The organism is Novosphingobium sp. Sphag1I (assembly GCF_056279125.1).
This window is the reverse complement of sequence record NZ_JBWBQS010000028.1, coordinates 1-25,876: the sequence shown is the minus strand read 5'-3', so window position 1 is coordinate 25,876 and position 25,876 is coordinate 1. Positions and strand designations below refer to the sequence as shown.

The following is a 25,876-nucleotide window of genomic DNA, read 5'->3' as shown; positions in this document are numbered from 1 at the left end:
ATGTCCTTTCCCATGATTGACCGCCGACATCTGTTGCAGGGCACCGCCGCGCTGGCGATGTTGTCCGCGGCCGCTGTGCCCGAAGTACAGGCCGCCACTTTGCCCGGATCGCGCGAATTGTCGGGTGAGGACATCACCCTGCATATCGGCGCCACCACGATCAGGATCGATGGCCGCCCGGCCCGCGCGGTGGCGATCAACGGCGGCGTTCCCGGCCCGACGCTGCGCCTGCGCGAGGGGCAAAAGCTGCGCCTGACCGTCATCAACGATCTGGCCGAGGAAAGCTCGCTGCACTGGCACGGGCTGGAATTGCCGTTTCAGATGGATGGCGTGCCGGGCGTGTCCTTTCCGGGCATCCCGGCCTTTGGCCGCTTTACCTATGAATTCACGATCCATCAGAACGGCACCTATTGGTATCACAGCCATTCGGGGCTTCAGGAAATGATGGGCTGTTATGGTTCAATCGTGATCGAACCGGCGGTCGCCGATCCCGCGCCCCCTGCGCATGATCACGTCATGGTCCTGTCCGACCACAGCTTTGTCCACCCGGCCAGCATCCTGCGCAATCTCAAGGTCGATGCGGGCCATTATGCGCGCTATCCCCAGACGCTGGCGGGACTGATTGCGGGCAAGGATCAGCCGCTGAAAACCCGTCTGGAATTTGCCCAGATGCGGATGGATCCGGCCGATATTTCCGACGTCACGGGCAAGGTCTTCCGCTATCTGATCAACGGGCGCGGGGTGGGCGACAATTTCACCGCGCCCATCACCCCCGGCGCGGCCACGCGCCTGCGCTTTATCAACGCGGGCAGCATGACATTCTTCAACGTCCGCATCCCCGATCTGGCCATGCGGGTGATTGCCGCCGATGGCCAGGCCGTGGTCCCGGTCGAGGTGGATGAATTCCAGATGGGGCCGGGCGAAACCTATGACGTGCTCATCACGCCGCAGGACCGTGCCTATACCGTCGTGGCCGAGGCCATGGATCGGTCCGGCATGGCGCGCGCCACGTTGACCCCGCGCCCCGGCCTGACCGCACCGGTGCCACCGCTGCGCGCGCCGGTGCGTTTGACCATGCGCGATATGGGCATGGATATGGATATGTCGCATGGTGGGGGCGGCATGGACATGTCCATGCGCAGCCAGGCCAACGCGCCCGACGTCAAACTGGGGCCGGGGGTGGACATGATCGCCCCCATGCCGGTGGACCGCACCGGGGACAGGGGGCTGGGGCTGGACAAGGTGGATCACCGCGTCCTGACCTATCGCGATCTGGTTTCCGCGACGCAGAACCCTGACACGCGCGCCGCCGGGCGCGAGATCGAGATGCATCTGACCGGATCGATGGACCGCTATCTCTGGTCCTTTGACGGCGTGATGATGAGCGAGTCGCACCACCCCGTCACCATGACGACGGGCGAACGCCTGCGCATCACATTGATCAATGACACGATGATGGCGCATCCGATCCATCTGCATGGGCACTTTTTTGAACTGGCCACGGGGCATGGCGACCGGTCGCCGCGCAAACATACCGTCACCGTCATGCCCGGAGGAAAAGTGAGTTTCGATGTGACCGCCATCGAAGGCGACTGGCCGATGCATTGCCATCTGTTCCTGCATATGGCGATGGGCATGATGCGCGTGGTCAAGGTGCGGGGGGCATGATGATGCGTTACGCTTTTGCTCTGGCCCTTGCGCTGTCAACCACGGCCCTGCACGCTCAGGAAACCACCGCCCCGCCGCAGGAAACCGGCACCGATCAAAGCCCCGGCAGCGCCCCCGCGCCCGAACCCGTCCACGACCGCCTTGCCGACCGTTATTACGACCCGGCCGCCATGGCCCGCGCCGAAGCCGCGATGATGGCCGGTCACGGCAGCCGCAATTACAGCCAGTTCCGCGCCGACATTGCCGAAGTGCGCCTTGGCGGAGCGGAGCAGGGCTATCACTTTGAAGGCGAGGCGTGGACCGGCAACATCAACCGCTTCGTCCTTGCCACCCGCGGCGAAGGCGATTTTGACAAAGGCGGCGAAAAAGGCCGCTTCAAAGAGGGCGAAGTGCAGGCCCTCTATGCCCATGCGCTTGGCCCATGGTGGAACCTGCGCGGCGGTCTGCGTCAGGATTTCGGACCCGGACCCCAGCGCACCCATGCGATGCTGGCCATCGACGGCCTCTCGCCCTATCGCTTTGACATTCAGGGCGCCGTCTTCGTGTCCCAGCGCGGCGAGGTCACCGCCCGTTTCGAGGCCGCCGTCGATGAACGCATCACCCGCCGTCTGGTCCTGCAACCGCGCGGCGAGGTGAATTTTTCGGTGCAGAACCAGCCCGACCGGGAACTGGGCAGCGGATTGACCAGCATCGAACTGGGCGCCCGACTGCGCTATGAATTCAAGCGCCAGTTCGCGCCCTATGTCGGGGTGCTCTGGACCTCCTCCCTTGGCCGGACCGCTGAATATGCGCGGGCCGAAGGCAAGGCCGCATCGTCCGTGGGCGTGGTGTTGGGGGTGAAGCTCTGGTTGTAATGTTGCGGAAGTTTTGCCTCCGGCGGGCAAAGGGCGGGGGCCCTTTGCAATCCCTTTAATGTCTTCGTTGGGTTTGATCGGCGGTGATGTGGTTGGGCGTGAGGGTGGCGGGTTTGAAGGCCGCTTCGCGGCGTGGTATGGCTATGGCCGGAAATGCTGGGAAGCTGCCGTTCCATCATTCGGGCTTCAGCGCGACCCTTGCTGCGGGCGCGATTAGTCGCGTTCGAGCAGATTGCGCCGAGACACTGTAGACCAAACCGCAATGGGAGCGGTCAGGATTGGATGATAGAGAAGGATCATCACAAGAACCCAAGCCGACAGCGGCGGGCCATCAGGCCCTGGCGAATCGGGCAATGAAAAAAATGAGAGGCCGTTGAAAGCCGTAAAGAACCATTGGAATGGTAGGCCAGTAACGAGCCACACCAAAAACTGCCACAGATACCATCGCGGGATTTTCATCTGCGCTTTTTATCCATAGTAAAAACCTGAAATCAAATTTACTTCAAAGCAAGTATTTCCGCAAGTGGGGCGTTTCCAGACAATACCTTTTTTTCCCGCGAAGCGGCTTAATTGCCCTGCACGACGTTGCGCCTAAATACGGCCCATTCCATGAGACACAACGCCGACAGTATCGGGATTGCAAAGGGCCCCGCCCTTTGCCCGCCGGAGGCAAATTCCCGGCAACAAAACAACCCCGACGCCATGGATTACCCACCACCGGGCCTATTGCTTCACCACATTCCCCATCACGCCCGCCATACGCCATTTGCGCCATATTGCCGCGCGCGGAAACTGTCACATTCAACCTGTGGGCGCATGGAAACATGAAATAGCGGCGTGGTCCGCGAGGGATGAAAGCGCGGTAATGGGGATTTTTAAGAGAAAGCGGCGCTGGGCGCTGGCGCTGTCGGCATGTTTGCCGTTGGGCGTGGCGGGCTTTGCCCCGGCAACGGCGCAGGATACGGCGGGCGGCACGACAAATGTGCAGATTTCCGCCGAGGGCAAGCAGGTTTACGAGGAAATCTGTCAGGCGTGCCACATGGCGGATGCCAAGGGCGGCGGCGGCGCGGGGGCGGTCATTCCGGCGCTGGCGGGCAATGCAAAGCTGGCGGACAAGGATTATCCGATCACGCTGCTGCTCAAAGGTCGCGGCGGGATGCCGTGGTTCACCGAAATCCTGACGCCTGAACAGATGGCGGCCGTCGTCAATTACGTGCGCGGCCATTTCAACGATTACCATGACATTGTCACGGTTGCCGATGTGAAGCGTGTGGCCACCGGCCCTGCGCCCAAGCGCGACTGCCTTAACGCCTGTGGCCAATAAGAAGGACTTGAAGATGATCAGTGATCTTTCGCCCCAGACCCGCCGCGACCTGCTCTCCATGATCGGTCGTGCGGGCGGCGGCCTTGCCATGTATCAGGCGATGACGGCGCTGGGCCACGCGGCCGAAACGCAGTTTTCCGGGCCGCCCGCTTTGTCGGGCGCGCGCGCCGGGGCCAGCGTGCTGGTGCTTGGCGCGGGTCTTGCGGGCATGCTGGCGGCCTATGAGCTGACCAAGGCGGGTTACAAGGTTCAGGTTCTGGAATATCAGGACCGTCCCGGTGGCCGCAATTACTCGGTGCGCGGCGGGGACAAGATCGTTGAGGTGGGCGGCGCGACCCAGAATGTCGCGTTCCAGCCGGGCAATTACCTCAACCCCGGCCCGTGGCGCATTCCGCATCACCACCGCACGCTGCTCCATTATTGCAAGGCGTTTGGGGTGGAACTGGAACCGTTTATCCAGCTCAACCATAATGCCATGGTCCACCGCAAGGACGCCTTTGGCGGCAAGCCGCAGCGGTACAAGGAGCTGGCGGTGGACTTCACCGGCCATGTTTCGGAGCTTTTGGGCAAGTCGCTGAACGCAGGCGCCTTGGACAGCACGGTCAGCAAGGAAGACAAGGAAAAGCTGATTGCAGCGCTGCGTGAATGGGGCGCGTTGGACGGCGATCTCAAATTCACCACCAACCTCAATGTGTCGAGCCGCCGCGGCTATGACCGCGCTCCGGGCGGCGGCGTCAATGGCGCGCCCACGCCGTCCAAGATCAACAGCCTGTCCGATGTCCTGTCCAGCCATGTCTGGACCCAGATGAGCTTCTATTTCAACTATGTGATGCAGACCACCATGTTCCAGCCCAAGGGCGGCATGGATATGATTGGCAAGGGTTTCTATAAACAGATCGCCAAGCTGGTGCGCCTGAACACCAAGGTGACGGGGATCAAACAGGATGACAAGGGCGTCGCGGCCACTTGGACCGACACGGTGACGGGCAAGACCGGCGTCGCGACGGCTGATTATATGGTCTGCACGCTGCCCGCGACCATTTTGGCCCAATTGGACATTCAGGTGTCCGACGCCAAAAAGGCCGCGATCAAAGCCGTTCCCTATAGCGGTCAGGTCAAGATCGGTCTGGAAATGAAGACGCGCTTTTGGGAAGAAAAATATTCGATCTATGGCGGGCATAGCTTCACCGATCAGGCGATCGGGCTCATCTCCTATCCCAATTACGATTTCTTCAAGGACAAGCCTGCCGTGCTGCTCGGCGCCTTCGCCAATGGTGCGGGCGGATACATGTTGGCGGGCATGACGCCGGAAAAGCGGATCGAGGCCGCGCTGGCGCAGGGCAGCGTGTTCCACCCCGAAGAATATCGCCGCGAATTCATGAACGGCGCCTCGGTGGCATGGAGCCGGATGCCGTGGATCCTTGGCTGTTGCGGCATGTGGACCGAGGAAAGCCGGGCGACCCATTACCAGAACCTCGTCTCGATGGACGGGCGCATCGTGTTGGCGGGCGAACATGCCTCTTACTACGGCTGCTGGATGGAGGGGGCGCTGCTCTCCTCGCTCGATGCGATCACGCGCCTGCACAAGCGCGCTCTGGCCGCATAAGGGAACCCCGCGATGAACGAACCCATTATGCCCATGACCAAGCGCGATCTGCTCTCGATGATCGGCACGGCGGCGGGCGCTTCGGCCATGTATATGGCCATGTCCAGCATGGATCAGGCCAAGGCCTCGAATTTTAAAGGCCCGCCCAAGCTGGAAGGCGGCAAGGGTGCCAGCGTGCTGATCCTTGGCGCGGGTGTGGCGGGGATGACCGCCGCGCTCGAACTGTCGCGCGCAGGGTATAAGGTGCAGGTGCTGGAATATAACGACCGCGTGGGCGGGCGTTCATGGACGTTGCAGGGCGGCGATACCTATACTGAACTGGGCGGCGCGACGCAGACGTGCCAGTTCGCACCGGGCAATTACATCAATCCGGGTCCGTGGCGCATTCCATGGCATCATCATGGTCTGATCCATTATTGCCATGAACTGGGCATCGCGCTCGAACCGTTCATGCAGGTCAACTACAACGCCTATGTCCACAATACGAAGGCGTTTGGCGGCAAGCCTCAGCGCTATCGCCATATTCAGGCGGATTTCTACGGCCATGTGTCCGAGCTTCTGGCCAAGTCGGTCAATGCAGGCGCGCTGGCCCAGACGGTCAGCAAGGAAGATGGCGAGATCCTGCTTGAAGCGCTGCGTTCATGGGGCGCGCTGGATCGCAACATGCGCTATGTGAAGGGTTTGGCCAGCAGCGGACGGCGCGGTTATGACAAGGAACCGGGCGGCGGGCTTTCGGCGGTGCCCGAACCGTCCGAACCGATTGATGTTCAGACCCTGCTGCGTTCGGGCCTGTGGCGTTCGATCGGCGGCAATCTGCAATGGGATCACCAATCCTCGATCTTTCAGCCGGTCGGCGGCATGGGGCAGGTGGCCAAGGGTTATGAACGCGTCGTAGGTCATATGGTGCGCAAGAACAGCAAGGTGACCGCCATCCATCAGGATGAAAAGGGCGTCACCGTCACCTATAAGGACACCAAGAGCGGCGCGGTGATGAAGGCTGCGGCGGATTACTGCCTCTGTACCATTCCTTTGCCGGTGCTGGCCCAGATCGAGATGAATGTCAGCCCGGAACTGGACGCGGCGATCCGCGCTGTGCCTTATACGACCAGCGTCAAGGTGGGTCTGGAATTCAAGCGCCGTTTCTGGGAACAGGACGATCAGATCTATGGCGGGATCACCTATACCGACCTGCCCAACAGCCAGATTTCCTATCCTTCGACCCGCTATGGCGACAAGGGGCCGGGTGTGCTGCTGGGCTGCTATGTCGGCGGTCCGGCGGGCTATGAACTGACCGCGATGACGCCGCAGCAGCGCGTGGAAAGCGTGATGGGATGGGGCGAACAGATCCACCCGCAATATCGCGCCGAATTCATGAACGGCATTTCGGTGGCATGGCACCGCGTGCCCTTCACGCTGGGCTGTTTTGGCCAGTGGTCCGAACAGACGCGGGCCGAACATTACACCAACCTGTGCAAATTTGATGGCCGCATCCTGTTGGCCGGCGAACACGCGTCCTATTACGGCGGCTGGCAGGAAGGGGGTATCACCTCGGCCATCGACGCGATCACGCGGTTGCATCAAAAGGTCGTGGCGGGGTGATGGCGATGAAGAAACTGATCTTGAGCATGACCCTGTTGGGGGCGGCTTCGGTGGCTTCGGCCCAAAATCCGGCACCGACTCCGGCGCCTGCCCGTGCCGCTGGTGCCTCGGCGGGCGATGCTGCCTTCGGTGCTCGCATGTTGGGCGAGGCGACGGGCGAGCAGATTTTCAACCGCGTCTGCGCCGCATGTCATATGCCCGATGCCAAAGGTGCCGAAGGGGCGGGGCGCTATCCTGCGTTGGCGGGCAATCAAAAGCTGGTCATTGGCGCCTATCCGGCGATGGTGGTGGTCAAGGGGCTGAACGGCATGCCCGCCATCGGATCCATGCTGACCGACCAGCAGGTGGCCGATGTGGTCAATTACGTCCGCACCCATTTCGGCAACAAGTTCAAAGGCCCGGTCAAGGCAGAGGACGTCAAGGCGATGCGTTAATCGGGCGGGGCATGGGGCGGTTGCCTCATGCCCCGGCTTGACGGCGGGCCGCATTTGCGTCAGTGCGGCGCCCAAGGCGATGGATTTCCGCCGGGCCTTATGGGCCGAACCGCCCGGCCCTTGGGTGAACTTCGGGGTGTCTGGCTGATGATTCCTACCTTTCGCTGATCTGGCAACAAGGTGGAATTATGCGCGCTTTCCTTGAAACTCTGACCGCTCCGCTGCTGAAGGGGCGTTTGCTTTTGGCCCTGCTGGCCATGGCGGCTTTGGTAGGTTCCTTATGCGCCGCGTTTCTGTGGAGCCTTGATGCGGTCACGCGCCTGCGCTTCGATCATCCATGGCTGCTGTTCCTGCTGCCCGTGGGCGGGGCCGGGATCGGCTGGCTCTATCACCGCTATGGCCAGAGCGTTGAGGCGGGCAACAATCTGATTCTTGATGAAATCCACGAGCCGGGCGGCGGCGTGCCCCTGCGCATGGCGCCGCTTGTATTTCTGGGCACGGTGGTCACCCATTTGCTGGGCGGATCGGCGGGGCGTGAAGGCACCGCCGTCCAACTGGGCGGCAGCATAGCCAGCGCCCTGGCCCGCGCGGCAAGGCTGGATGAAGGCGATGTTCAGATCCTGCTCAAGGCGGGGATAGCCGCCGGGTTTGGTGCGGTTTTCGGCACCCCTATGGCCGGGGCGGTCTTCGCGCTGGAGGTGCTGGCCATCGGGCGGGTGCGTCTGGGCGGGTTTCTGGCCTGTCTGATCGCGGGCTATGCGGCCGATTGGGCCTGTCAGGTGTGGGGCATCCACCACACGCCCTATGCCATCAAGCATCACGGATGGGACATGCTGCTGCTGATCAAGGCGGCGGTGGCGGGGGCGCTTTTCGGGCTGGTCAGCATTCTGTTTGCCGAGGCCAATCACACGCTGGGCGGATGGCTGAAGCGGCTGATCCCCTATGGTCCGGCGCGGCCTGTTGTGGGCGGGCTTGCGGTGATTGCTTTGACCTATGCGCTGGGCACGCGCGCCTATCTGGGGCTCGGCGTGTGGTCGACCGATCCGGCGGCACCCACCATTGCGGGCTTTTTTACCGGCCCGGTCGATTATGCCAGTTGGGCGCTCAAAATCCTGTTCACCGTCATCACCCTGTCCAGCGGTTTCAAGGGGGGCGAGGTGACGCCGCTTTTCTTCATCGGCGCAGGCCTGGGCAATGCTTTGGCGGGCGTGATGAGGGCGCCGGTCGATCTATTTGCCGGGTTGGGCTTTGTCGCGGTCTTTGCCGGGGCGGCCAATACGCCGCTGGCCTGTATCATCATGGGGCTGGAGCTGTTCGGGCCGGGGCCGATGCTGCCTATGATCATCGCCTGCGTTGCGGCCTATGCCTGCTCCGGCCACAATGGCATCTATCTGTCCCAGCGGGTTTTGCGCCCAAAACTGCTTTATCCGGCGGTGGAGGAGGGAAAGTCACTTCGAGCCGTTCGCGCGGCGCGGCGTACCAAGGGGGATTAGGCCGTTCAAGGCCCGAAATGCCAACCCCTTAAAACACACCCGGCACCAGTCGATAGCGTACCTTGTCCTTGAACGCCTGATAGGCGGGGTCTGCCGAGAGGAGGGTCTCTTCGGCGCGCAGGCGCAGGATTTGGGCCCACCAGCCGATCGTATAGAGGATCAGGTTCAGCGGGCTGGGCATCAGGATCATGATGCCGATATGGACGGCAAGGTATCCGGCGTACATCGGGTGGCGGATAAAGCGATAGAGGCCATCGCTCTTGATCCCGCGATTGGCGGGCGCGATGCCAAAGCTGCGACGCAGCGAGAGTTTGGCCATGGCCTGAAACAGGTTGCCGATGACAACCAGCGCGATGCCGATGGGCGCGATGGCGGGGAATATGTCAAAGCCCGGCTGGATCAGCAGCGGCGCGGCGGTGGCCGTAATGGCCAGCAGCCAGTCGCCAAGCCGCATCGAGATGTTTTGCGTCGGCCGCCGGATCAGCGTGAAGATGACGACCGCCGTTTCCGAAATCAGCACCAGCGGCGCATAGCCGTTGAGCGAATGGGCCACGCGGTTCACCAGCGCCAGCCACAGCAACAGGATCAGCCCTTGTTCCACCCGGTCCAGCACGCGCGGATTGGCGCGGGCAAAGGCGCGGTCGAGCGGGCCATCGTTGGGTGTGGGGAGGGTGGCGCTCATCATCGACGGCTCTGGCTTTCGCAAGGGGCGGGACCATCCCGCGCAGGCCATCAGGATTACGGTGGTGATGGTTAATAAGTCGCTAGGAAAAGCGGCGCTTGACTCTGTGATGGCATCGGCATAAAGGCCCGCCCGGAAGTTGACGGGTTCGCCCGTCGGCTCATCCGTCCGAGACAGTTGGTGTGGGGAATTTGCCCTGCTTAATGTCCAGCCTAGACGGGGAAAAGAGATTTTGGGCCTTTTGGCCCCAATCGCGGCTTATTGGCCATGCTCCTTTGGGGCGGCCTGCTGCAACTCCTTCCCTTTGTCACGGACTCATCGCCCCTGCGGGCCGCGCCTTGGCGTGTTTCGCAAGGACAAAGTAGCCGGCCCCGAGGCTTTTGCCAAAGGGCCATTTGTGAAGGAGTAAGGCATGGATCGTTCGCAGAAAGCCGAATCGGTCGCCCAGCTCACTGCGGTCTTCAACGAGGTCGGCGTGGTGGTTGTCACCCGTAACCTCGGCCTCACCGTGGCACAGTCGACTGTGCTGCGCGGCAAGGTCCGTGAAGCTGGCGCGACCTACAAGGTTGCGAAGAACCGTCTTGCCAAGCTTGCTGCTCAGAACACCCCGTACGAAGGTATCGGCGATCTGCTGACCGGCCCCACCGCGCTTGCGTGGTCGGTCGATCCGGTTGCCGCTGCCAAGGCTGTGGTGGACTTTGCCAAGACGACCGACAAGATCGAGATCGTTGGCGGGTCGCTGGGTAATGTTGTTCTGAACGCTGATGGTATCAAGGCTCTGGCCTCGATGCCCTCGATCGACGAACTGCGCGCCAAGCTTATCGGCCTTGTTCAGGCTCCGGCCACCAAGCTGGCTCAGCTTTCGACCGCTCCGGCGGCCAAGCTCGCCCGCGTGTTCCAGGCCTATGCCGACAAGGACGCTGCGTAAGATTTGCCGTGGGCCTTGGCCCGCGAAAATCGGTGCAGGTAAGACTTTTGAACCCTATTTTTCCGGGTTTGGCGCCTCCGCCGCCCGGTAAACAACATTGGAGTAAATATCATGGCTGATATCGCCAAGCTCGTTGAAGAACTGTCGGCTCTGACCGTCCTCGAAGCTGCTGACCTCGCCAAGGCTCTTGAAGAAGCCTGGGGCGTTTCGGCTGCTGCCGCTGTTGCTGTTGCTGCTCCCGCCGCTGGTGGCGAAGCTGCTGCTGCGGTTGAAGAAAAGACCGAATTCGACGTCATCCTGACCGGCGACGGTGGCAAGAAGATCCAGGTGATCAAGGAAGTCCGCGCCATCACCAACCTGGGCCTGACCGAAGCCAAGGCCCTCGTTGAAGGCGCCCCCAAGGCCATCAAGGAAGGCGTGTCGAAGGCTGAAGCCGAAGACATCAAGAAGAAGATCGAAGAAGCCGGCGGCACCGTCGAAGTCAAGTAAGACTTCACAGTCCGTCGGTCGGATCTTCCGACCGAACAGAGAGGGCGGCTCCCACGGGGCCGCCCTTTTTGCGTTTCGGGGGTTGCGCATTCGTCGGTATATTGGTCAAGTCCTTGTCTTTATGACCGGTTTGCCGAGCAGAGCCGAAAGAGGTGGGCGCCTGTGGAGTTAATGAGCGCAAACGCGCGAATGCACGCAAGCCTTGGTTTGGCGTTCATTCCGCGTGACGTCCGGGCTGCTGCTGCCGCTGTTGCTCTGGCCATAGTGGGGGTTACCACCTTTGTCGGCGTACTGGACCTCTTTCTGTTCAGAAGTCATCTTGGTGATGCCTATATCGCTTTCTACACCAGCCCCCTGAGCGGCAGAACCCTGTCCATGTGCGTGAAGGCGTTGAATGAAGAGATCATCTATCGTCTGATTTCCATGACGGCGATCGTCGCTTTGCTAAGGCTGGCCTTTGGCCACGTGCCGACGATGGGCTTTGTTGTGGCCTCCATTGCGGCGCAGGCGCTCAATGTCTGGCCCTGGCTGTTGAATGACCCAACCTATGCTTCTTTGCGTTATCTGGCGGTCGGCTCTGTTTGGGGCTGCTTTATTGGCGGCAAGGCTGGATTGCCGCCGCGTTGGGGCATGGCCTTTCACACCTGGTCTTGGACCCTATACTGAAAATTGGCCTCGTTTACACAGCGCCGTGACCAAGCAGTTCACGCCGCCAGCGCGTTCACGATCACTCGATTGCGGCCTTCGCGTTTGGCCTGATACAGCGCGACGTCGGCGGCCTGGATCAGCGCTTCGCCATTATTGTCCATGTTCGATGACCAACTGGCGATGCCAAAGGACATGCTGACCGAGCCAAGGGTGCGGCCTTTCTGGCGCACGTTGATTTCGCTGATCGCGTGGCGGACCTGTTCGACGCGGTCCATCAACACTTGCGCGGTGGTGCCCGGCGCGATGATGGTGAATTCCTCGCCGCCAAAACGGCACACGACATCACCGCTGCGGAACAGTTTCTTCAATTCGGCCCCGACGGCCTGCAACACGGCATCGCCCGCATCATGGCCGAATTCATCGTTGAACCGTTTGAAGTGGTCCACGTCGCACATCACCACGCTGAGCGGTACGCCCGAACGGGTGGAGCGCGCGATTTCCAGCGTCAGCGCTTCTTCCATATAGCGGCGGTTGAACAGGCCGGTCAGCGGATCGCGGATCGTCTGTTCCCGCAGCGAACGTTGCAGGCGGTGGTTGACCAGAGCGGAAGCAATGTTTTCGGCCAGCACCGTCAGGCGGAAGCGCGTTTCACTTTCCACCACGCCGAGCAGATAGAGGACACCAATGACTTCGCCCCCGGCCAGCAGCGGTTCGCAATGATAGATTTCGCCGTCATTGGCATGGTGGCAAACGATGTCGGTGCCCGGTTCGGCGACAAAATGGCTCTGTCCCCGGCGCAAGGCCCAGCATTGATCGGGGGCAAAGCCTTCATCGCCCGGATCCATTCCGCCCCAACCGGCGATCGGCACCAACAGATTGCGCGAATTGTTGTGGGCATAAAGCGCCCCCGACATGCCGGGCAAGACGCGCGGCACAAAGACGCGGATGATTTGCGCCAATTCATCATCAGTGCGGGCGGCCTGCATCCGATGCGCCATGCCGCCGAGCAGTTCGATCACATCGCCCCGCTGGCGCAGGGTTTCGCTGTTGCGCTGCAATTCGGTGTTGGCGACATGCAATTGGGCTTCGCTGGCGATCTGATCGGCCACGGCATCTTCAAGCTGATTGGCCATGACGTTATATTGTTCGGCAAGATCGGTGAATTCCTGCGACCCCATCGCGCTGGTGATCCGAACCGAGCGTTGGCCATTGCCCATATCGGTCATTGCGCGCAGCATGACGGCCAAGGGGCGCTGAATACCGCGTATCAATAGGGCAAAGCCGAAGACCACAATCAGGGCTACTGTCGCTGCCCCGCCCACAGCGAGACCTTTTGACCATGCAAGGCGGCTTTCCAGCGCGTTGGTGCGACTGGCCTGCAATGCGCGTTCATCGTCAAGGAAGCTGCGCGCACGCACGGTGATGGCGTCCATTATTTCGCGGCCCTGACCGCTAGCGATTTTGGCCCGGGCGTCGGCGAATTTGCCTTCGCGGCAAAATGTCATTGTCTGGCGCAGGGAGGCCGATCGGTCGCTTATCAATTTGGCGACTTCCTGCCAGCGCTCATGCTGCACCGGATTATCCTTGGTCAATCCGATCACCAAACGGATGTTGTCCTGAGAGCGGACAAGCGCATCATCGACGCTGGCGCCAAAAGTCGGCGATTGGGTCAGGGCGTAACCACGGGTGCCCGATTCGGCCGCGCGCAACTGGCTCAAGGCCATTTGCGATTTTTCGATCACGGTGGAGGAATGGTTGACCCATTTGACGGCGTCACTGGCCTGAAGTGAGGCGTCAAAGAGAATCGCCGCAAAGGACGCCAGAGCCAGAATGACCAGAGCGCCAAGGAAGGTAATGCGGGCAGAGAGCGATGCGAACATATCCCGGTTTAACAAGACTCTGTTAGAGGATGGTTAAAAAGTGATTGCAGTGTCTCCTGGGGCGATTGCATATATACCCAATAGAATCAAATGTATGGGTTTATGGCGGCTTTGTCGATACGGATTCCGCATCACCAAATTTCCTAGCTTCGTCCGCCTGACTTAACCGCTGGCGCATAAAGTACCGCCGCTGCCCTTGGGGATGGTCGTACAGCGTGCCAAACAGTTCAAATCCCGGCTTTTCGTAAAATCCGTGCCGGTGTCGCGCTCAAGTTTTTCTTGCTTGCCGCTATGTCCTTGGCCGCGCAAATTCGTGGGATGAACGTCCCCATTTTCACAGCGCCCTATCTGGCGGCCATCGCGCAATATCCGATTGATGATCTGGCCGATTGGGCCGCTTATGAAACCAAGTTGCGCCGCTGGGTTGATCAGGCGGCGGGGCAGGGGGCAAGCCTTCTGGTATTTCCCGAATATGGTGCGATGGAACTGGCCGCGCTGGACCCGGTGGGGCGGTCCGATCTGCTGGCCAGTCTTGGCGCGGTGTCCGATCTTCTGCCTCGCGTGGACGCACTGCATCGCGAATTGGCGCGGGCGCATGGCGTTTACATACTCGCCGCCAGCGCGCCTTGCCGGGTGGAGGGGCAGAGCGCCCGGTTCGTCAACCGCGCCCGCTTTTTCGCCCCATCGGGCGCGGTCAGCCATCAGGACAAGGTGATGATGACCCGTTTCGAGGCCGAGCAATGGGGCGTTTCCCCGGCAAGCGCGATAGACAGCCCGCTGCGCCTGTTCGACACCGCGCTGGGGCGTATCGGCATGACGATCTGTTATGACAGCGAATTTCCCCTGATCGCCCGCGCGCTGGTTCAGGCCGGGGCGCAGGTGATCCTTGCCCCCTCCTGCACCGACAGTCTGCATGGCTATTGGCGGGTGCGTATCGGGGCGCAGGCCCGCGCCTTGGAAAACCAGTGCTTTGTCCTGCAATCGCCGACGGTGGGGGATGCGCCATGGTCGCCTGCGGTCGATGTCAATCGCGGGGCGGCGGGTCTGTATGGCCCGCCCGACGCCAAACCCGCGGCCGGGGCGAACATGCCCGCCGATGGCGTTCTGGCCTTGGGGCGCGAGGGTGAGGCCATGTGGCTTTACGCACCCATCGATCTGGCGCGGGTGGCGGCATGGCGGGGCGATGGCTCGATCCTGACCCACCGCGATTGGGATGCGCAACCGGGTGCGGGTCAATTGCCTGTCGTCGAATATGTGGACTTGCGATAGGTGGTCCACCCAACGCAACAAAGGACAGCCCCATTGCCGCAACGCCGCGTAAAAGTCTTTTTCGATGGGGGATGCCGCCCCAATCCCGGCCCGATCGAAGGCGCCGCCGTGATCCGGGGACAGGTCTATCGCTTTGACAATCTGGGCCATGGCAGCAATCGCGACGCCGAATGGCTGGCGCTGAACGCCGCCCTGCGCCTGTCGCAGAGCTTGGGGCTAACCCATGTCGAACTGATCGGTGACGCGCTGGAGGTCATCACATTGGCCAATTGCGCGATGGAGAGCGGGCAGGGCGGCGACCATCATGGCGCGGCGTTTCTGAGCCTGATCGCGACCCATCGCCCTGCGCGCATCCGGTGGATCAAGCGGCAACAAAATCTGGCGGGGATCGCTCTGGCCGCGCGCCATCCGCGATAGGGCGATCTTAACCACCCCGGCTTAGGCTGGCTCCATGACCTTGCTGCTCAGTTTCCTGCCCGAATTGCTTGTGATTGCCGCCTTTCTGCTTGTGGAGCGCATGGCGGGCGCGCCGCGCACGGATTGGTGGCGCAATCTTCAGATCTGGGCGCTGCAATTCGGTGTGGCGCTGACGGTCCTGCCCTTGCTGCGTGGTTGGGTGGGGCCAGCCTTGCTGGACGGGGCGCATCTGCCCTTTTGGCTCGGCTTCATCATCTTTCTGCTGCTCAAGGATTTTGCGGAATTCGCGTTTCACTATGCCCAGCATCGCGTGCCATTTCTTTGGGCGATGCATGCGTTGCACCATTCCGACCCGGAAATGTCGGTCCTGACCACCCAGCGCCATTTCTGGGGCGATCAATTGATCAAGCAGATGACGGTGTGGTCGGTGGTGCTGATGGTCATATCGCCCACACCGGCCATCGCCTTTGCCTATGGCATCGCCTCGCTGTGGAACCTGTTTGCGCATCTGGACGCGCGGATCGATTTCGGGCGCTGGTCATGGCTGCTCAACAGCCCGGCCTATCACCGCCGCCACCATTCGATCATGCCCGAACATTACGACACCAATTTTGCCGGGATCTTTCCGATCTTCGACGTGATCTTCGGCACCTATCGCCGCCCGGATGGATTTCCGCCGACCGGCATGGGCCGCAAACCTGAAACGATGGTCCAGGCCGCGATCTGGCCGCTGATCTGGGATCGGTCCTTGGTGAAGGTTGCGGTTAAAAACAGCGAGAATGGTGCTGCATCGCCTGTCACGGGTGACGCCTTGCGCCTTTAACTCTCCAGCGCGGCAACCGGCAGATCGAGGTGAAAGCGCAAGCCGTCCTGCTCAAACAGCATCTGCGTTGTGCCTTCGCCATCCAGCCCATGTTTCAACAGGCGCGATCCAAAGCCCCGGCGGGCGGGTTCGCGCACCGGCGGGCCATCGACCTCGCGCCATTCAAAACGCAAGGTCTGATCATCCACGCGCCACGTCAATTCGATCGACCCAAACGGCGCCGACAGCGCGCCATATTTGGTGGCATTGGTGGCCAGTTCGTGGAACAGCATCGACAGCCCCACCGTTGCGCGCGAACCGACGGGCAAATCCGGTCCCGACAGCTTTAGACGCCTTGCATCGGCATGGGGTTCAAGCGAACCGGCAATCGTTTCACGCAACGACCCTGCGGCCCAGTTCTGACGAAGCAACAGGCTGTGGGCATGGCCCAGCGCCTTGATGCGACTGGCAAAAGAGGCATAGACGGGTGGTTCGACATGGGCGCCCATCGTCTGGCGGGCAATGGAACTGACCATGGCCAGCGTATTTTTCAGCCTATGCGCCAACTCCTGATTGGCCAATTGCAAATCCAGTTGGGTACGCATGGTGTCCGTCGTTTCCATGACGGTGTCCAACATCCCGCCCACCGACCCATCGGCCAGACGCAGCGGCCCATAACAAAAGGTGAAATAGGCCTGTTCCGGACCATTGCCCCGATCGATGATCAACGGATAGTTTTCGATAAAGGTCGATGTGCCCTCCATTGCACGTTGGGCAATCGGGCCAATATCGCTCCACACCTCGGCCCAGACTTCACTAAACGGGCGACCCAGCGCTGCGGGTTTGTCGCCAAGGATCGGGCGGAAGGCGTCATTATAGATGGTGATGAGGTCAGGGCCCCAGCACAGCGCCTTGGGAAAGTGCGAATCGAGCACCTGTGCCACCACGGTTGCCAGTTCGGGCGGCCAGGATGCGCGCGGGCCAAGCGGGGTCGCGGCCCAATCGAATTGGTCGACTTTTTGGCGCATGGCTTGATTTTCAGGCATTTGCGGCACGGTATCGACTGGCTTTCCCCAAAAGCATCTACGGTCAGGCCGTCCGCGCCCATCATTTGACGAGAGCAAGTCGTTAAGCATCCAACCGCAGGGGCACCCTGTGGTTGGATGCATGCCGTTCATTTACCATAGGGCGACAGGTGCAAACCATGCAACTGAAACCTGTCGATTTGGAACATGGTCTTATTTCGCGCCGCGGGGGCAATCCCCAATTGGCCGTTTTTGCGGTTTTCGCAGTTTCAAGCAGATGTTCCGGACGCGGGGATAAAGCTGCGGTTGCCTATGTGGCAGCATGCGGCCAAAATCGGTCACTTCGATGTAGTGCCGGGAAGGTCGATCTGCTCCAACACCTGCCATCCATGGATTAGCGACCCCGGCATCATTGGGTGGGACTAACGTTCTCGGCGCGGATCTGGGCCTCCAGCCGCCGGCGCACTTTTAGCGCGCCTGTGTCGACCCTCGCGCTGATTTCCTGCGGCATGGTGGCGCCCGATCGCAGCACACGTTCGATCGCCTCGATGGCATCTATGTCCTCAGGCTGGATCCGGCTACCCATGCCGATCTGTATCTCGCCCAGATGCGGCTGGTCGATGCCGAAATTGCGCGCGGTCATCACCATATAGTGCATGCGGGTTGGGCTGGCTGGGGTGATCATGTGGATGTAGTTCTGGATGCCCAGCGCGACGCCGGTGGCCGCATCATACATCGCGCCGCCGGTGCGGATCATGCAGGGACCGAGGTATTCAGCGTCAAAATGCTGGTGCACTGGCCCGGCCTGTTTGGGAAATTGCATCTTGAGCAAGGGGTTGAGCGGCAGGTTCTCGCCGCGCCGCTGCACCGTCAGGCTGGTCTCGGTCTCGATCACTGACACCGGGATGGCCGCCACCTTCTCGCCGCCGGGGATGGTCTTATCGTGGATGAAGGTCACATGGCTGAGGTCGAGCAAATTCTCGATCAGAAGCGTATAGCGACCATCGACGGTTTTGAACGGATGCTCCTCGACCGCCCAATCCGCCCGGCCAAGGCCAATGGCGGCCACGTTGGGGATTTTGGCGGGATCAGCCAGTTCGACCGCGCCGGTCCAGATCCAGATCAGCCCGCCGTGCTCCATCACAGGGTAGCTGCGCAACCGCGCGTTTTGTGGCACGCTGCTCTGGCTCGGCACGTGCTGACAGGCGCCATTCGGCCCAAACTGGAAGCCGTGGTAGCCACATTGCACCGTATCGCCCACCACGCAGCCCTTGGCCAGGGGAAAGGCCCGATGTGGGCAGATCCCCGCCAATGCCAGCGCTTCGCCCGCCTGGGTGCGGAAGAGGATCACCGGCTCACCCAGAATGTCGCGCGCCAGCAGATCGCGCCCCACTTCTGAAGCATAGGCGGCCACCCACCACTGGTTACGCGGATAGGGCTGATCGATAGAAAGGGGGTACATGGCATTCTCCCGATGGCTTGGCTTGTGCCCATGTTTGTCATTCGACCAACATTCTTTGTCAATCGAAAAACATTCGTCCTTGCGCATCAATGCAGGATGCGTCATGGGCGGAACATGGCCGCAAACGAAATTGCACCGCTCCGCCCTCGCACGGTCCGCTATGATGGCGCGAAAAACCGGCAACGGGTGCTGGAGGCCGCACTCGATGTGTTTTCGCAGGTGGGCTATGAAGGCGCCAGCACGCGTGCCATTGCCGCTGCTGCCGGGATCGAGCAGGGGCATCTGGCCTATTACTTCCCCAGCAAGATGGTGTTGTGGCGGCAGGTCATCGAAACCTTCGCCCGGCAACTCGAACAGCGCCTGGCCCAGTACATAGCGCTGTTCGAGGGGGCGCCAGCTTGCGACATCGCCAGATCGGCCCTGCCGGCGTTGCTGCGCGGCTTTGCCGAAAACCCGCGCCTTACCCGCCTTATGCTGCAGGAAATGTCAGTGTCTTCCGACCGCAGCGCCTGGCTGGCCGAGAACTTTGCGCAGCCGGTGTGGCGATTGTTGGCGCCGGTGTTCAGCCGGATGCGGGCCGATGGCTATCTGGGCGGGGCGGCGCCAGAAATCGCCTATTTCAGCCTGATTGGCGCGGCGCTGATAACCTTTGGGAATTGTACACTGATCGCGCAGTTTTCAGGCGTCGACCCGACTGGCGAGGATTGGGTCGAGGAGGCAATCCGCCACATGCTCGCCCAGGTTTTCACATGCACAGGTCTGGTCGAACGATAACCCCATCAGATCACTTCTGCCGGACTAGAGTTCGGTTTGAACGCGCATCTGCCGAAAACAGCCCAACTCAAGCTATTGTCTCCATAAAAAAGTCCATGTTGATGAACGAAGGGCAGCTTGAGACAGTCCCCGACCGGAGGCGCCAGCTCAAAGTGTCTTGCGGCCTAGCCCTAGCCGAAAGGGAATAATCGAACTGATCGATGGTAGGTTTCAGCGCCATTAGACGCTACATAGTGACGTCGTGAACGACCGCTTAGTCTCAATTCCGGCCATAGGCAGTGCTGGGCTGATGCCCGTTTCCACAACCTTTCGCGCATTCCTTCGCCGCATCGCGGCCTTCAATACAGGCAACGTTTTCCCCATCACAACGGCGCGACCCTGACACACCGCCATAATGGGATTGCAAAGGAGCGTTCTTATGGTCGCATTTCTCAAGAGAAATGCTCGGCGCCCTTTGCCCGCCGGAGGCACCTGATCCGACCGCATGCATCCCGCCCGCGTTTCACCCGACGGCAATGCGACCAAGCGGCCTCAGGCCAGCCCGTCCCACATCAGTTTCAACCCGACGAGCATCATCATGGCATAGATGATGCGATAGAAGCGCGCGGCATCGACACGCCGCACGACCCATACTCCGGCCCATGTGCTAAGCAGGGCCAGCGGCATCAGCACCGCCGCATGGATCAGGTTAGCCCGCGTGAATTGGCCCAGTGCCATATAGGCAGGCACTTTGATCCAGTTCATGTAGGCAAAGGCGATGGCGGTGGTACCGACCAGCACGTCACGCTCCAGCTTTTTGGGCAGGACCCACATCTGGAACGGGGGCGCACCAGCATGGGCGATGTGGCTGACAAAACCGGAGAACGTGCCGAACAGCACGCCAATCCATCCGGGCGAGTTGGAGGGCAGGGCGCTGCGCCCGCCGCGTTCGTTCCACATGCGTTGAATGCCGAACAACAGCGAGACAATGCCCACCGCAAACAGCACGGCCTTTTCGCTCACGCTGCGCGAAAACAGCCAGCCCAGCGCGACGCCCAGCGTCATGCCCGGCATCATGACTTTCAGGATGGCACCGGACCAGTGCTTGCGAAAGGACCATACGCTGACCGCGTCCTGTACGATCAGGATGGGCAGCATGACCGCCGCGCTTTCCACCGGTGCGTTGGCCAGCACCATGATTGGCATGGCCAGCCCGCCAAGCCCGGCAAACCCGCCCTTGGCCATGCCCGACACCACCACGGCCAAAACCGCACAGATTATGGCCAGAGGGCTGTCGAGCATCAAGCAAACCTTTCATTCGGGGGCAATATGCCGATAGCCATCTTTGCACCCTTGCGCCAGTTGCCGGTCATCGACCGATGGGGCGGGCATGCGGCATCGTGCGAATATGCCCCGCAAAATGGCGGATTTCTGGGTAGAACCATCTAAATTGCGCGAAACGATCTTCGCAAGGGTCTGTGGTAAATTCCAAGTAATCCTCCCCCTTCGTATGGTATTTGGCGATGAACATTTCCATTTCGCGTGTCATTTATGCTGGATCGACCGCTATTATCGCGCTCATCCTTGCAATGATCTATTTCGGCTCATCGGGCCTGAGCAGCGTGGCCAGTGATTTCCAGTTGGTGACGCGCGAATCCATGCCCCGTCTGATTGCCCTTGCCGACATATCACGGGCCATGGACGTGGCCCGGATCAAACAGGGGCTTCAGGTCACCGGCGACGGGGTGGAGGACGCGCGCAGCGTGGACCAGGACATCACCGACAACATCGCCAAGGCCGACAAGGGGATCGAGGAATATCGCCGCCTGCCCACCGACCCGGCCGAAGTGGCGATCATGAACAAGGTGATTTCCGAATGGGCCACCCTGCGCCAACAGACGATGCAGGTGCGCGACATGGCCTTGGCCGGTGACATTTCCGGGGCCAAGGCGCTCTATCGCGGGCCGATGGTGGCCGTGGCGGTCGATCTGCGCAAAACGATCAACAGCCAGATTGCTTTCAATAAAAAACTCGCCCTGAGCCGCGCGCAGGATGCCGATAATGTCGCGCAGGCGGCCTCGACCCGCATGGTCATGGCGGGGGGCATTGGCCTATTGATGGCGCTTGCCGTGGCCATGGCCCTGCGCCAACGCGCACTTGTCCCGATCCAGCAATTGGTGGCCGCGATGCGCATGATGGCGGGCGGCAATCTGGACCATCCCATCCCCGGCGCCGACCGTCGGGATGAAGTGGGCGACATCAGCACCGCTCTGGATGAAATCAAACAGGCCGTCGCCACCTCCTCCGCCGCAAAGGCCGAACGCGACATGGCCGAGCAGAAACAGATCGTCGACGCCTTTGTCAAAGCGCTGGACGAACTGGCCCAGCAAAATCTGGAACATCGCATCACCCAGGACTTCCCGCCGCAATACATGGGTCTGCGCAACAATTATAACGCCGCCGTCGCCTCACTGGCCCAAGCGCTCAGCGGCGTGCGCGTGGGCACCAGCAGCCTTGTCGCCACCATCGCCGAGATTCAGAGCGCCGCCAACGACCTTGCCATGCGCAATTCGCGTCAGGCCGCCAATGTCGAGGAAACCACCGCCGGTATGCAGGCTGTCGTATCGGGCGCTCGCGAAACCGCCCATGGCTCTGCCGAGGCGCGCATTCAGGCCCATTCCGCTCTGACCAAGGCCGAACAGGGCGGCAATGTCGTCACCCGCGCGGTCGAGGCGATGGGCGCCATTGAAAGCTCGTCCTCCGAAATCCGCCAGATCATTGCCGTGATCGACGGCATCGCGTTTCAAACCAACCTTCTCGCCCTCAACGCCGGGGTAGAGGCCGCCCGCGCCGGCGATGCGGGCAAAGGCTTTGCCGTGGTCGCCAATGAAGTGCGCGCTCTGGCCCAACGCAGCGCGGACGCGGCCAAGGACATTCGCGGCCTGATCGAAATTTCGACGCAACATGTTCAGGGCGGCGTCGATCTGGTCAAACAGACCGGCACCCTGCTGACCGACATCCTGCAAGACGTCACCGCGATCAGCCACACTATCACCAACATCGCCGACAAGGCCGGTGAACAGGAAAACACCCTGATACAGGTCAACGCCTCCATGCTGGACATCGATCAGGTGACCCAGCAAAACGCCGCCATGGTCGAACAAACCAACGCCGCCGCGCAAAACATGGCCAGCGAGGCCAACGCCCTGTCCCGCCTCGTCTCGACCTTCAGAACACGCGACGTGGCGACCCGCCCCGATGTGGGCGGCACACAAAACCGGCGCACCTCGCTGCTGTCGGGCGGGGCAAAACCGGCGTCATGGGCTATGGCGTCCTGATCCACCGGGCGGGGCCTGATCACCGGGCGGGGGCAATGTCTCGCCCCGCGCCTTTGGCCCAAACCGCCCCGTGTTCATGTCGTTCATCCACCGGCGGCTGATCTCCTCCTCCGGCGTCATCGGATGGCGCGGGGTGGGCACCACCGGCCGCGCGGGCGTGCCCGTCAACGGATAGCCCTGCCGCAACAGTTCGGGCAAATGGCGGATCGTGGCCGCCCCCTCATCCTCCACCGGGGCGGGGGACACATCGCCGTCCGGCACCTCCATCGCGGCATCATCGGCCCCCAAACCATCGTCCGCTAAGGCATCCTGCGCCTCATCCTCCTCCCGCGCCGCCTTGGCCGCCATCCAGCGCTCGCGCATCCGCTCCAGCTTCATGTTGATCCCGTCAAGGATCTCCTCCGCCTCGCGCTCCTCCTCCATGGCCCGCGCCCGTTCCTCCGCCGCGCTCAAGGGGCGTTCACCCCCGCGCACGCCATAGGCGTCATACCGCCCCCGCCGCCGATTGCGCAGCAGGAACATCAGCAACGGCGTGTCATACCGCCGCCAACTGGCCACCACCTCGCCATGCCGGATGACAAACCGCTCCTCGCCCTCAATCGCCCGCTCCAGCGCGCAATCCTCCAACCGCGCCATGCCGCGATCCACCGCCTCCTCCCACGCGGCGGCAAACCCCTCCGCGCCGGGCGCATTGCGGATCTTGTACAAAGCCTCCAGACTGGCCCCAATCGCCCGCGCCGCCTGCGTCACAATCCCGCTCGCCGCCAGCGCCGCAATAAACGCCCGCTGCCGATCCGGCGTGATCGAATTGCGCCGCGGTTGTTTGTGAATATAGGGCGCAAACCCCAGCAAAGGATCGCCCTCCACCGGCGCCTCCCCCCGAAACGCCACCCGGCTCGTCCTGTTGCTGGGCCGCACGCTGTCGCAATGCACCACCTCGCGCGCCACACCGTCCCCACACGTACAGCCCATAAAGCCTCCATCGCACCCCCGCCCCAGCGCAGGGGGTGTCACGAATAGCAAACCGGGATAGGTGTAGGACAGAACATTATGGGAACTTTTATGCGTTGCGTGTGGGGCGGGGTTTTTCGCTGCGCGATTTTTGGAAAGGGGGAAGGGGGCCTCCGGCGGGCAAAGGGCGGGGGCCCTTTGCAATCCCGGTATTGGCGCGGAGGCTATTTGCTAAAGTGATTGCAGAATTTTATAGATGCGAGGATTCAATTCCTCGCATCTATATTGCCTATGTATAAAGTTAAATGATATTTTCAATCTATATGAGAGACAAAATCACGAATGTTAGGTTGCTGGCGGTCGAGTTGTGATTGATTTACATGAACGCTTCGCCCAGCAAATGTTTTTGTTCCTGATGTTAGTCTGCAAATTGGTATTCCCATTGCGCCGGAGACAACAGAAGCCGTGTTTGCATCATTGATTTGTTCTTCAAACATCATTCTGAAAGTCGTTCGGTTGATTGGAGCATTTGTTCCGACTGGATGGATAAAGAATAGTCCGGGATTCGATTGATATACCCGATAAACCTCGTTGAAAATCTCGACAACAACATTTCTAAAAGCGCTCGCGGAGCTATTATTCATTTGCGTAAGCCTGTTGCCAACATATGAATATATTTGGGGTGTGCTCATGGTGAATTGTCGAGTTCTGCGATGAAATTCCGAGGTGGCTTGCCCCGGACGGCGGGAAATCCCATAGACAAGTGATAAGAGCGATCTAACGGCTCTTTTGGAGGATCCGTCTGCAGAAAAGGGAATTATGAGGCGGTCAGACGCTGAAATTGCAAGTTCTGTATAGATCGTAAAGCTTGGATTGCAGTCAATAAATACCGTTATATCGTCTTGATTCCAGGCCGTTTTAACATCTTCAATTAGATTTCTTATCCACGTATGGACAATTTGCCACGCATTTCCCGGACCGGCGTTGCAAGCGAGCTGAATGTTTGCTGCCTGCAACTCCAAATTTTCATCGCCGCAAACGACGTAAAGATTATTTGGAACTTGACCGTTGATGGAGTGCGCGTGTGTTAAATACGTCGCGCCGGTGTGTGGATCGACATATGGGCTTACGATGCGATCTGCAATGTATCCAGAGATAGTCATTGGAGGGGTGGCGCCGGAAAGTCGCTCAATCGCGGCTTCCCCATTTTCGATCCCGCCGAGTAACATGCTTGAGGAGTTTGCCTGAGGACAGAGGTCGATGACCAAGACGCGTTGGTTGGTGTGTGTTCGCGCATACTCTGATGCGATCTGGAAGGTGAGGTAGCTTTTCCCAACGCCACCTTTGTTGTTCCAAAGCGCATATACCGCCATTTTCCTACCTCTTGGTCTAAATTTTGCTGCTGACGCTGCTAGTAGCCGGAGGTTGTGATCTGTGCCACAAAAGAGTTGGTTTACATCTACGAAAGATGTTCGCGGGCTATCGAGGTGCTTTTTTTGAGGTTCCGATGTGTTCGTTTTTAGAGGTTCCAGAATGCGACGAACCGCTCAACGTCTCACCGCATCCCGCTTGCTCCATACCGGCCCCGCCAGATATTCCCTGACCCAACGGGTTTCAGGGAAAATGGACATGAAGGCATATCTGGCGGGTTTGGCGGTGATGGTGGCGGCTGTGGTGCCGCAGGCGGCGATGGCGGATGATCCTAATGATCCGGCGATGCGCAGCGCGGCGGCGCGGGCGCGGGATCGGGCGATTATTCAGAAATTGAACCGCGACCAACTGGCCTATGTGCGCAAACGCGATGCGGAATATGCAAAGGACTGGGCTGCCTATCGCGCGGTTCAAGGGCAGGGGCAGGGTCGCGGGCAGGGGCGTTATGCTCCACAATCGGATTATGAAGAAACGGCCTATGATTCCACCGCCATCGATGCGCGGCGGGACGCGGCGAACTATGAACAAAGCCGCCGCCAATATGAACAAGACCTCGCCGCATGGCGCCACGCGGTCACCCAATGCCGCAACGGCTACTACGAATATTGCGCCCGCTAACGCGCCGCAGGCCCTCCAACAATAACCCAAAACACCCCACCAGCGGCCCATACACCACCCAGTATCGGGATTGCAAAGGGCCCCCGCCCTTTGCCCGCCGGAGGCAGACCTTAGAGCCCGCCCCGAAAGTTGTTGAGCAATACCAGCATGTTGTGATTCACGCCCCTTTGCGAAGAGATGGAGTGTATCATGGCATGGACTGGCA

The 25,876-nt window shown here is 60.8% G+C and carries 24 protein-coding genes and 1 riboswitch; of the genes, 17 read left to right on the top strand and 7 right to left on the bottom strand.

What is annotated here, in order from left to right; genetic code table 11:
- From ACZ9HU_RS21455 to ACZ9HU_RS21420, 8 genes are all read left to right on the top strand, one after another.
- Positions 1-1,668 carry a multicopper oxidase domain-containing protein gene (locus ACZ9HU_RS21455; protein ID WP_476107929.1) on the top strand — a complete coding sequence of 556 codons (1,668 nt, stop codon included), beginning with the start codon at positions 1-3 and terminating at the stop codon, positions 1,666-1,668.
- Positions 1,665-2,522 carry a copper resistance protein B gene (locus tag ACZ9HU_RS21450; RefSeq protein ID WP_476107928.1) on the top strand — a complete coding sequence of 286 codons (858 nt, stop codon included), beginning with the start codon at positions 1,665-1,667 and terminating at the stop codon, positions 2,520-2,522. The genes ACZ9HU_RS21455 and ACZ9HU_RS21450 overlap by 4 nt, the downstream gene beginning before the upstream one ends.
- A gap of 58 nt (positions 2,523-2,580) precedes the next feature.
- Positions 2,581-2,739 (top strand): hypothetical protein, encoded by a 159-nt coding sequence (locus ACZ9HU_RS21445; RefSeq protein ID WP_476107927.1) that lies wholly within the window; start codon positions 2,581-2,583, stop codon positions 2,737-2,739.
- A 648-nt stretch (positions 2,740-3,387) separates the two neighbouring features.
- On the top strand, positions 3,388-3,846 hold the full coding sequence (locus ACZ9HU_RS21440; RefSeq protein WP_476107926.1) for a c-type cytochrome: 459 nt from the start codon (positions 3,388-3,390) through the stop codon (positions 3,844-3,846).
- A gap of 13 nt (positions 3,847-3,859) precedes the next feature.
- On the top strand, positions 3,860-5,452 hold the full coding sequence (locus ACZ9HU_RS21435; protein WP_476107925.1) for a flavin monoamine oxidase family protein: 1,593 nt from the start codon (positions 3,860-3,862) through the stop codon (positions 5,450-5,452).
- Between the two features lie 12 nt (positions 5,453-5,464).
- Positions 5,465-7,051 (top strand): flavin monoamine oxidase family protein, encoded by a 1,587-nt coding sequence (locus ACZ9HU_RS21430; protein ID WP_476107924.1) that lies wholly within the window; start codon positions 5,465-5,467, stop codon positions 7,049-7,051.
- A gap of 5 nt (positions 7,052-7,056) precedes the next feature.
- A complete protein-coding gene (locus ACZ9HU_RS21425; protein ID WP_476107923.1) occupies positions 7,057-7,485 on the top strand; it encodes a c-type cytochrome in 429 nt (142 codons plus the stop codon).
- A gap of 66 nt (positions 7,486-7,551) precedes the next feature.
- A riboswitch (Fluoride riboswitch) is annotated at positions 7,552-7,649 on the top strand.
- Between the two features lie 24 nt (positions 7,650-7,673).
- Positions 7,674-8,978 (top strand): voltage-gated chloride channel family protein, encoded by a 1,305-nt coding sequence (locus tag ACZ9HU_RS21420; protein ID WP_476107922.1) that lies wholly within the window; start codon positions 7,674-7,676, stop codon positions 8,976-8,978.
- Between the two features lie 28 nt (positions 8,979-9,006).
- On the opposite strand, the gene ACZ9HU_RS21415 is transcribed toward ACZ9HU_RS21420, so the two are convergent.
- Entirely contained in the window at positions 9,007-9,663 is a 657-nt protein-coding gene (locus ACZ9HU_RS21415; RefSeq protein WP_476107921.1) for a methyltransferase family protein, read from the bottom strand.
- Positions 9,664-10,072: 409 nt separating this feature from the next.
- Between ACZ9HU_RS21415 and rplJ the strand changes: the two genes are divergently transcribed.
- From rplJ to ACZ9HU_RS21400, 3 genes are all read left to right on the top strand, one after another.
- Positions 10,073-10,588 (top strand): 50S ribosomal protein L10, encoded by a 516-nt coding sequence (gene rplJ, locus ACZ9HU_RS21410; RefSeq protein ID WP_476107920.1) that lies wholly within the window; start codon positions 10,073-10,075, stop codon positions 10,586-10,588.
- Positions 10,589-10,699: 111 nt separating this feature from the next.
- Positions 10,700-11,077, top strand: coding sequence for a 50S ribosomal protein L7/L12 (gene rplL / locus ACZ9HU_RS21405; protein ID WP_168603844.1), 378 nt, complete (start codon positions 10,700-10,702; stop codon positions 11,075-11,077).
- Between the two features lie 171 nt (positions 11,078-11,248).
- Complete coding sequence (locus ACZ9HU_RS21400) at positions 11,249-11,743, top strand: hypothetical protein (RefSeq protein WP_476107919.1); 495 nt, start codon at positions 11,249-11,251, stop codon at positions 11,741-11,743.
- A gap of 38 nt (positions 11,744-11,781) precedes the next feature.
- Here the strand turns inward: ACZ9HU_RS21400 and ACZ9HU_RS21395 are convergent, their stop codons facing one another.
- Positions 11,782-13,605: a diguanylate cyclase gene (locus ACZ9HU_RS21395; protein WP_476107918.1), complete on the bottom strand. Its 1,824-nt coding sequence runs from the start codon at positions 13,603-13,605 to the stop codon at positions 11,782-11,784.
- Positions 13,606-13,923: 318 nt separating this feature from the next.
- Here ACZ9HU_RS21395 and ACZ9HU_RS21390 point away from each other — a divergent pair, with 318 nt between their 5' ends.
- The 3 genes from ACZ9HU_RS21390 to ACZ9HU_RS21380 are packed head-to-tail and all read left to right on the top strand — an operon-like array spanning position 13,924 to position 16,114.
- On the top strand, positions 13,924-14,874 hold the full coding sequence (locus ACZ9HU_RS21390) for a carbon-nitrogen hydrolase family protein (RefSeq protein WP_476107917.1): 951 nt from the start codon (positions 13,924-13,926) through the stop codon (positions 14,872-14,874).
- A gap of 33 nt (positions 14,875-14,907) precedes the next feature.
- On the top strand, positions 14,908-15,291 hold the full coding sequence (locus ACZ9HU_RS21385) for a reverse transcriptase-like protein (protein ID WP_476107916.1): 384 nt from the start codon (positions 14,908-14,910) through the stop codon (positions 15,289-15,291).
- Positions 15,292-15,325: 34 nt separating this feature from the next.
- On the top strand, positions 15,326-16,114 hold the full coding sequence (locus ACZ9HU_RS21380; protein ID WP_476107915.1) for a sterol desaturase family protein: 789 nt from the start codon (positions 15,326-15,328) through the stop codon (positions 16,112-16,114).
- Here ACZ9HU_RS21380 and ACZ9HU_RS21375 read toward each other — a convergent pair.
- Positions 16,111-17,121 (bottom strand): sensor histidine kinase, encoded by a 1,011-nt coding sequence (locus ACZ9HU_RS21375; RefSeq protein WP_476107914.1) that lies wholly within the window; start codon positions 17,119-17,121, stop codon positions 16,111-16,113. The genes ACZ9HU_RS21380 and ACZ9HU_RS21375 overlap by 4 nt on opposite strands.
- A 406-nt stretch (positions 17,122-17,527) precedes the next feature.
- Complete coding sequence (locus tag ACZ9HU_RS21370) at positions 17,528-18,580, bottom strand: Rieske 2Fe-2S domain-containing protein (protein WP_476107913.1); 1,053 nt, start codon at positions 18,578-18,580, stop codon at positions 17,528-17,530.
- 114 nt (positions 18,581-18,694) lie between these two features.
- Here ACZ9HU_RS21370 and ACZ9HU_RS21365 point away from each other — a divergent pair, with 114 nt between their 5' ends.
- Positions 18,695-19,354: a TetR/AcrR family transcriptional regulator gene (locus ACZ9HU_RS21365; RefSeq protein ID WP_476107912.1), complete on the top strand. Its 660-nt coding sequence runs from the start codon at positions 18,695-18,697 to the stop codon at positions 19,352-19,354.
- A gap of 531 nt (positions 19,355-19,885) precedes the next feature.
- Here the strand turns inward: ACZ9HU_RS21365 and ACZ9HU_RS21360 are convergent.
- The gene (locus tag ACZ9HU_RS21360) at positions 19,886-20,635 is read right to left on the bottom strand and encodes a sulfite exporter TauE/SafE family protein (protein WP_476107911.1); all 750 of its coding nucleotides are present in this window, start codon (positions 20,633-20,635) and stop codon (positions 19,886-19,888) included.
- Between the two features lie 221 nt (positions 20,636-20,856).
- On the opposite strand from ACZ9HU_RS21360, the gene ACZ9HU_RS21355 reads away from it, so the two are divergent.
- Positions 20,857-22,671 (top strand): methyl-accepting chemotaxis protein, encoded by a 1,815-nt coding sequence (locus ACZ9HU_RS21355; RefSeq protein WP_476107910.1) that lies wholly within the window; start codon positions 20,857-20,859, stop codon positions 22,669-22,671.
- On the opposite strand, the gene ACZ9HU_RS21350 is transcribed toward ACZ9HU_RS21355, so the two are convergent.
- Positions 22,651-23,643, bottom strand: coding sequence for a hypothetical protein (locus ACZ9HU_RS21350; protein ID WP_476107909.1), 993 nt, complete (start codon positions 23,641-23,643; stop codon positions 22,651-22,653). The two genes, ACZ9HU_RS21355 and ACZ9HU_RS21350, sit on opposite strands and share 21 nt — an antisense overlap.
- 293 nt (positions 23,644-23,936) lie before the next feature.
- Positions 23,937-24,995: a ParA family protein gene (locus ACZ9HU_RS21345; protein WP_476107908.1), complete on the bottom strand. Its 1,059-nt coding sequence runs from the start codon at positions 24,993-24,995 to the stop codon at positions 23,937-23,939.
- A 256-nt stretch (positions 24,996-25,251) separates the two neighbouring features.
- On the opposite strand from ACZ9HU_RS21345, the gene ACZ9HU_RS21340 reads away from it, so the two are divergent.
- Positions 25,252-25,671 (top strand): hypothetical protein, encoded by a 420-nt coding sequence (locus tag ACZ9HU_RS21340; RefSeq protein WP_476107907.1) that lies wholly within the window; start codon positions 25,252-25,254, stop codon positions 25,669-25,671.
- Positions 25,672-25,876 lie beyond the last annotated feature (205 nt).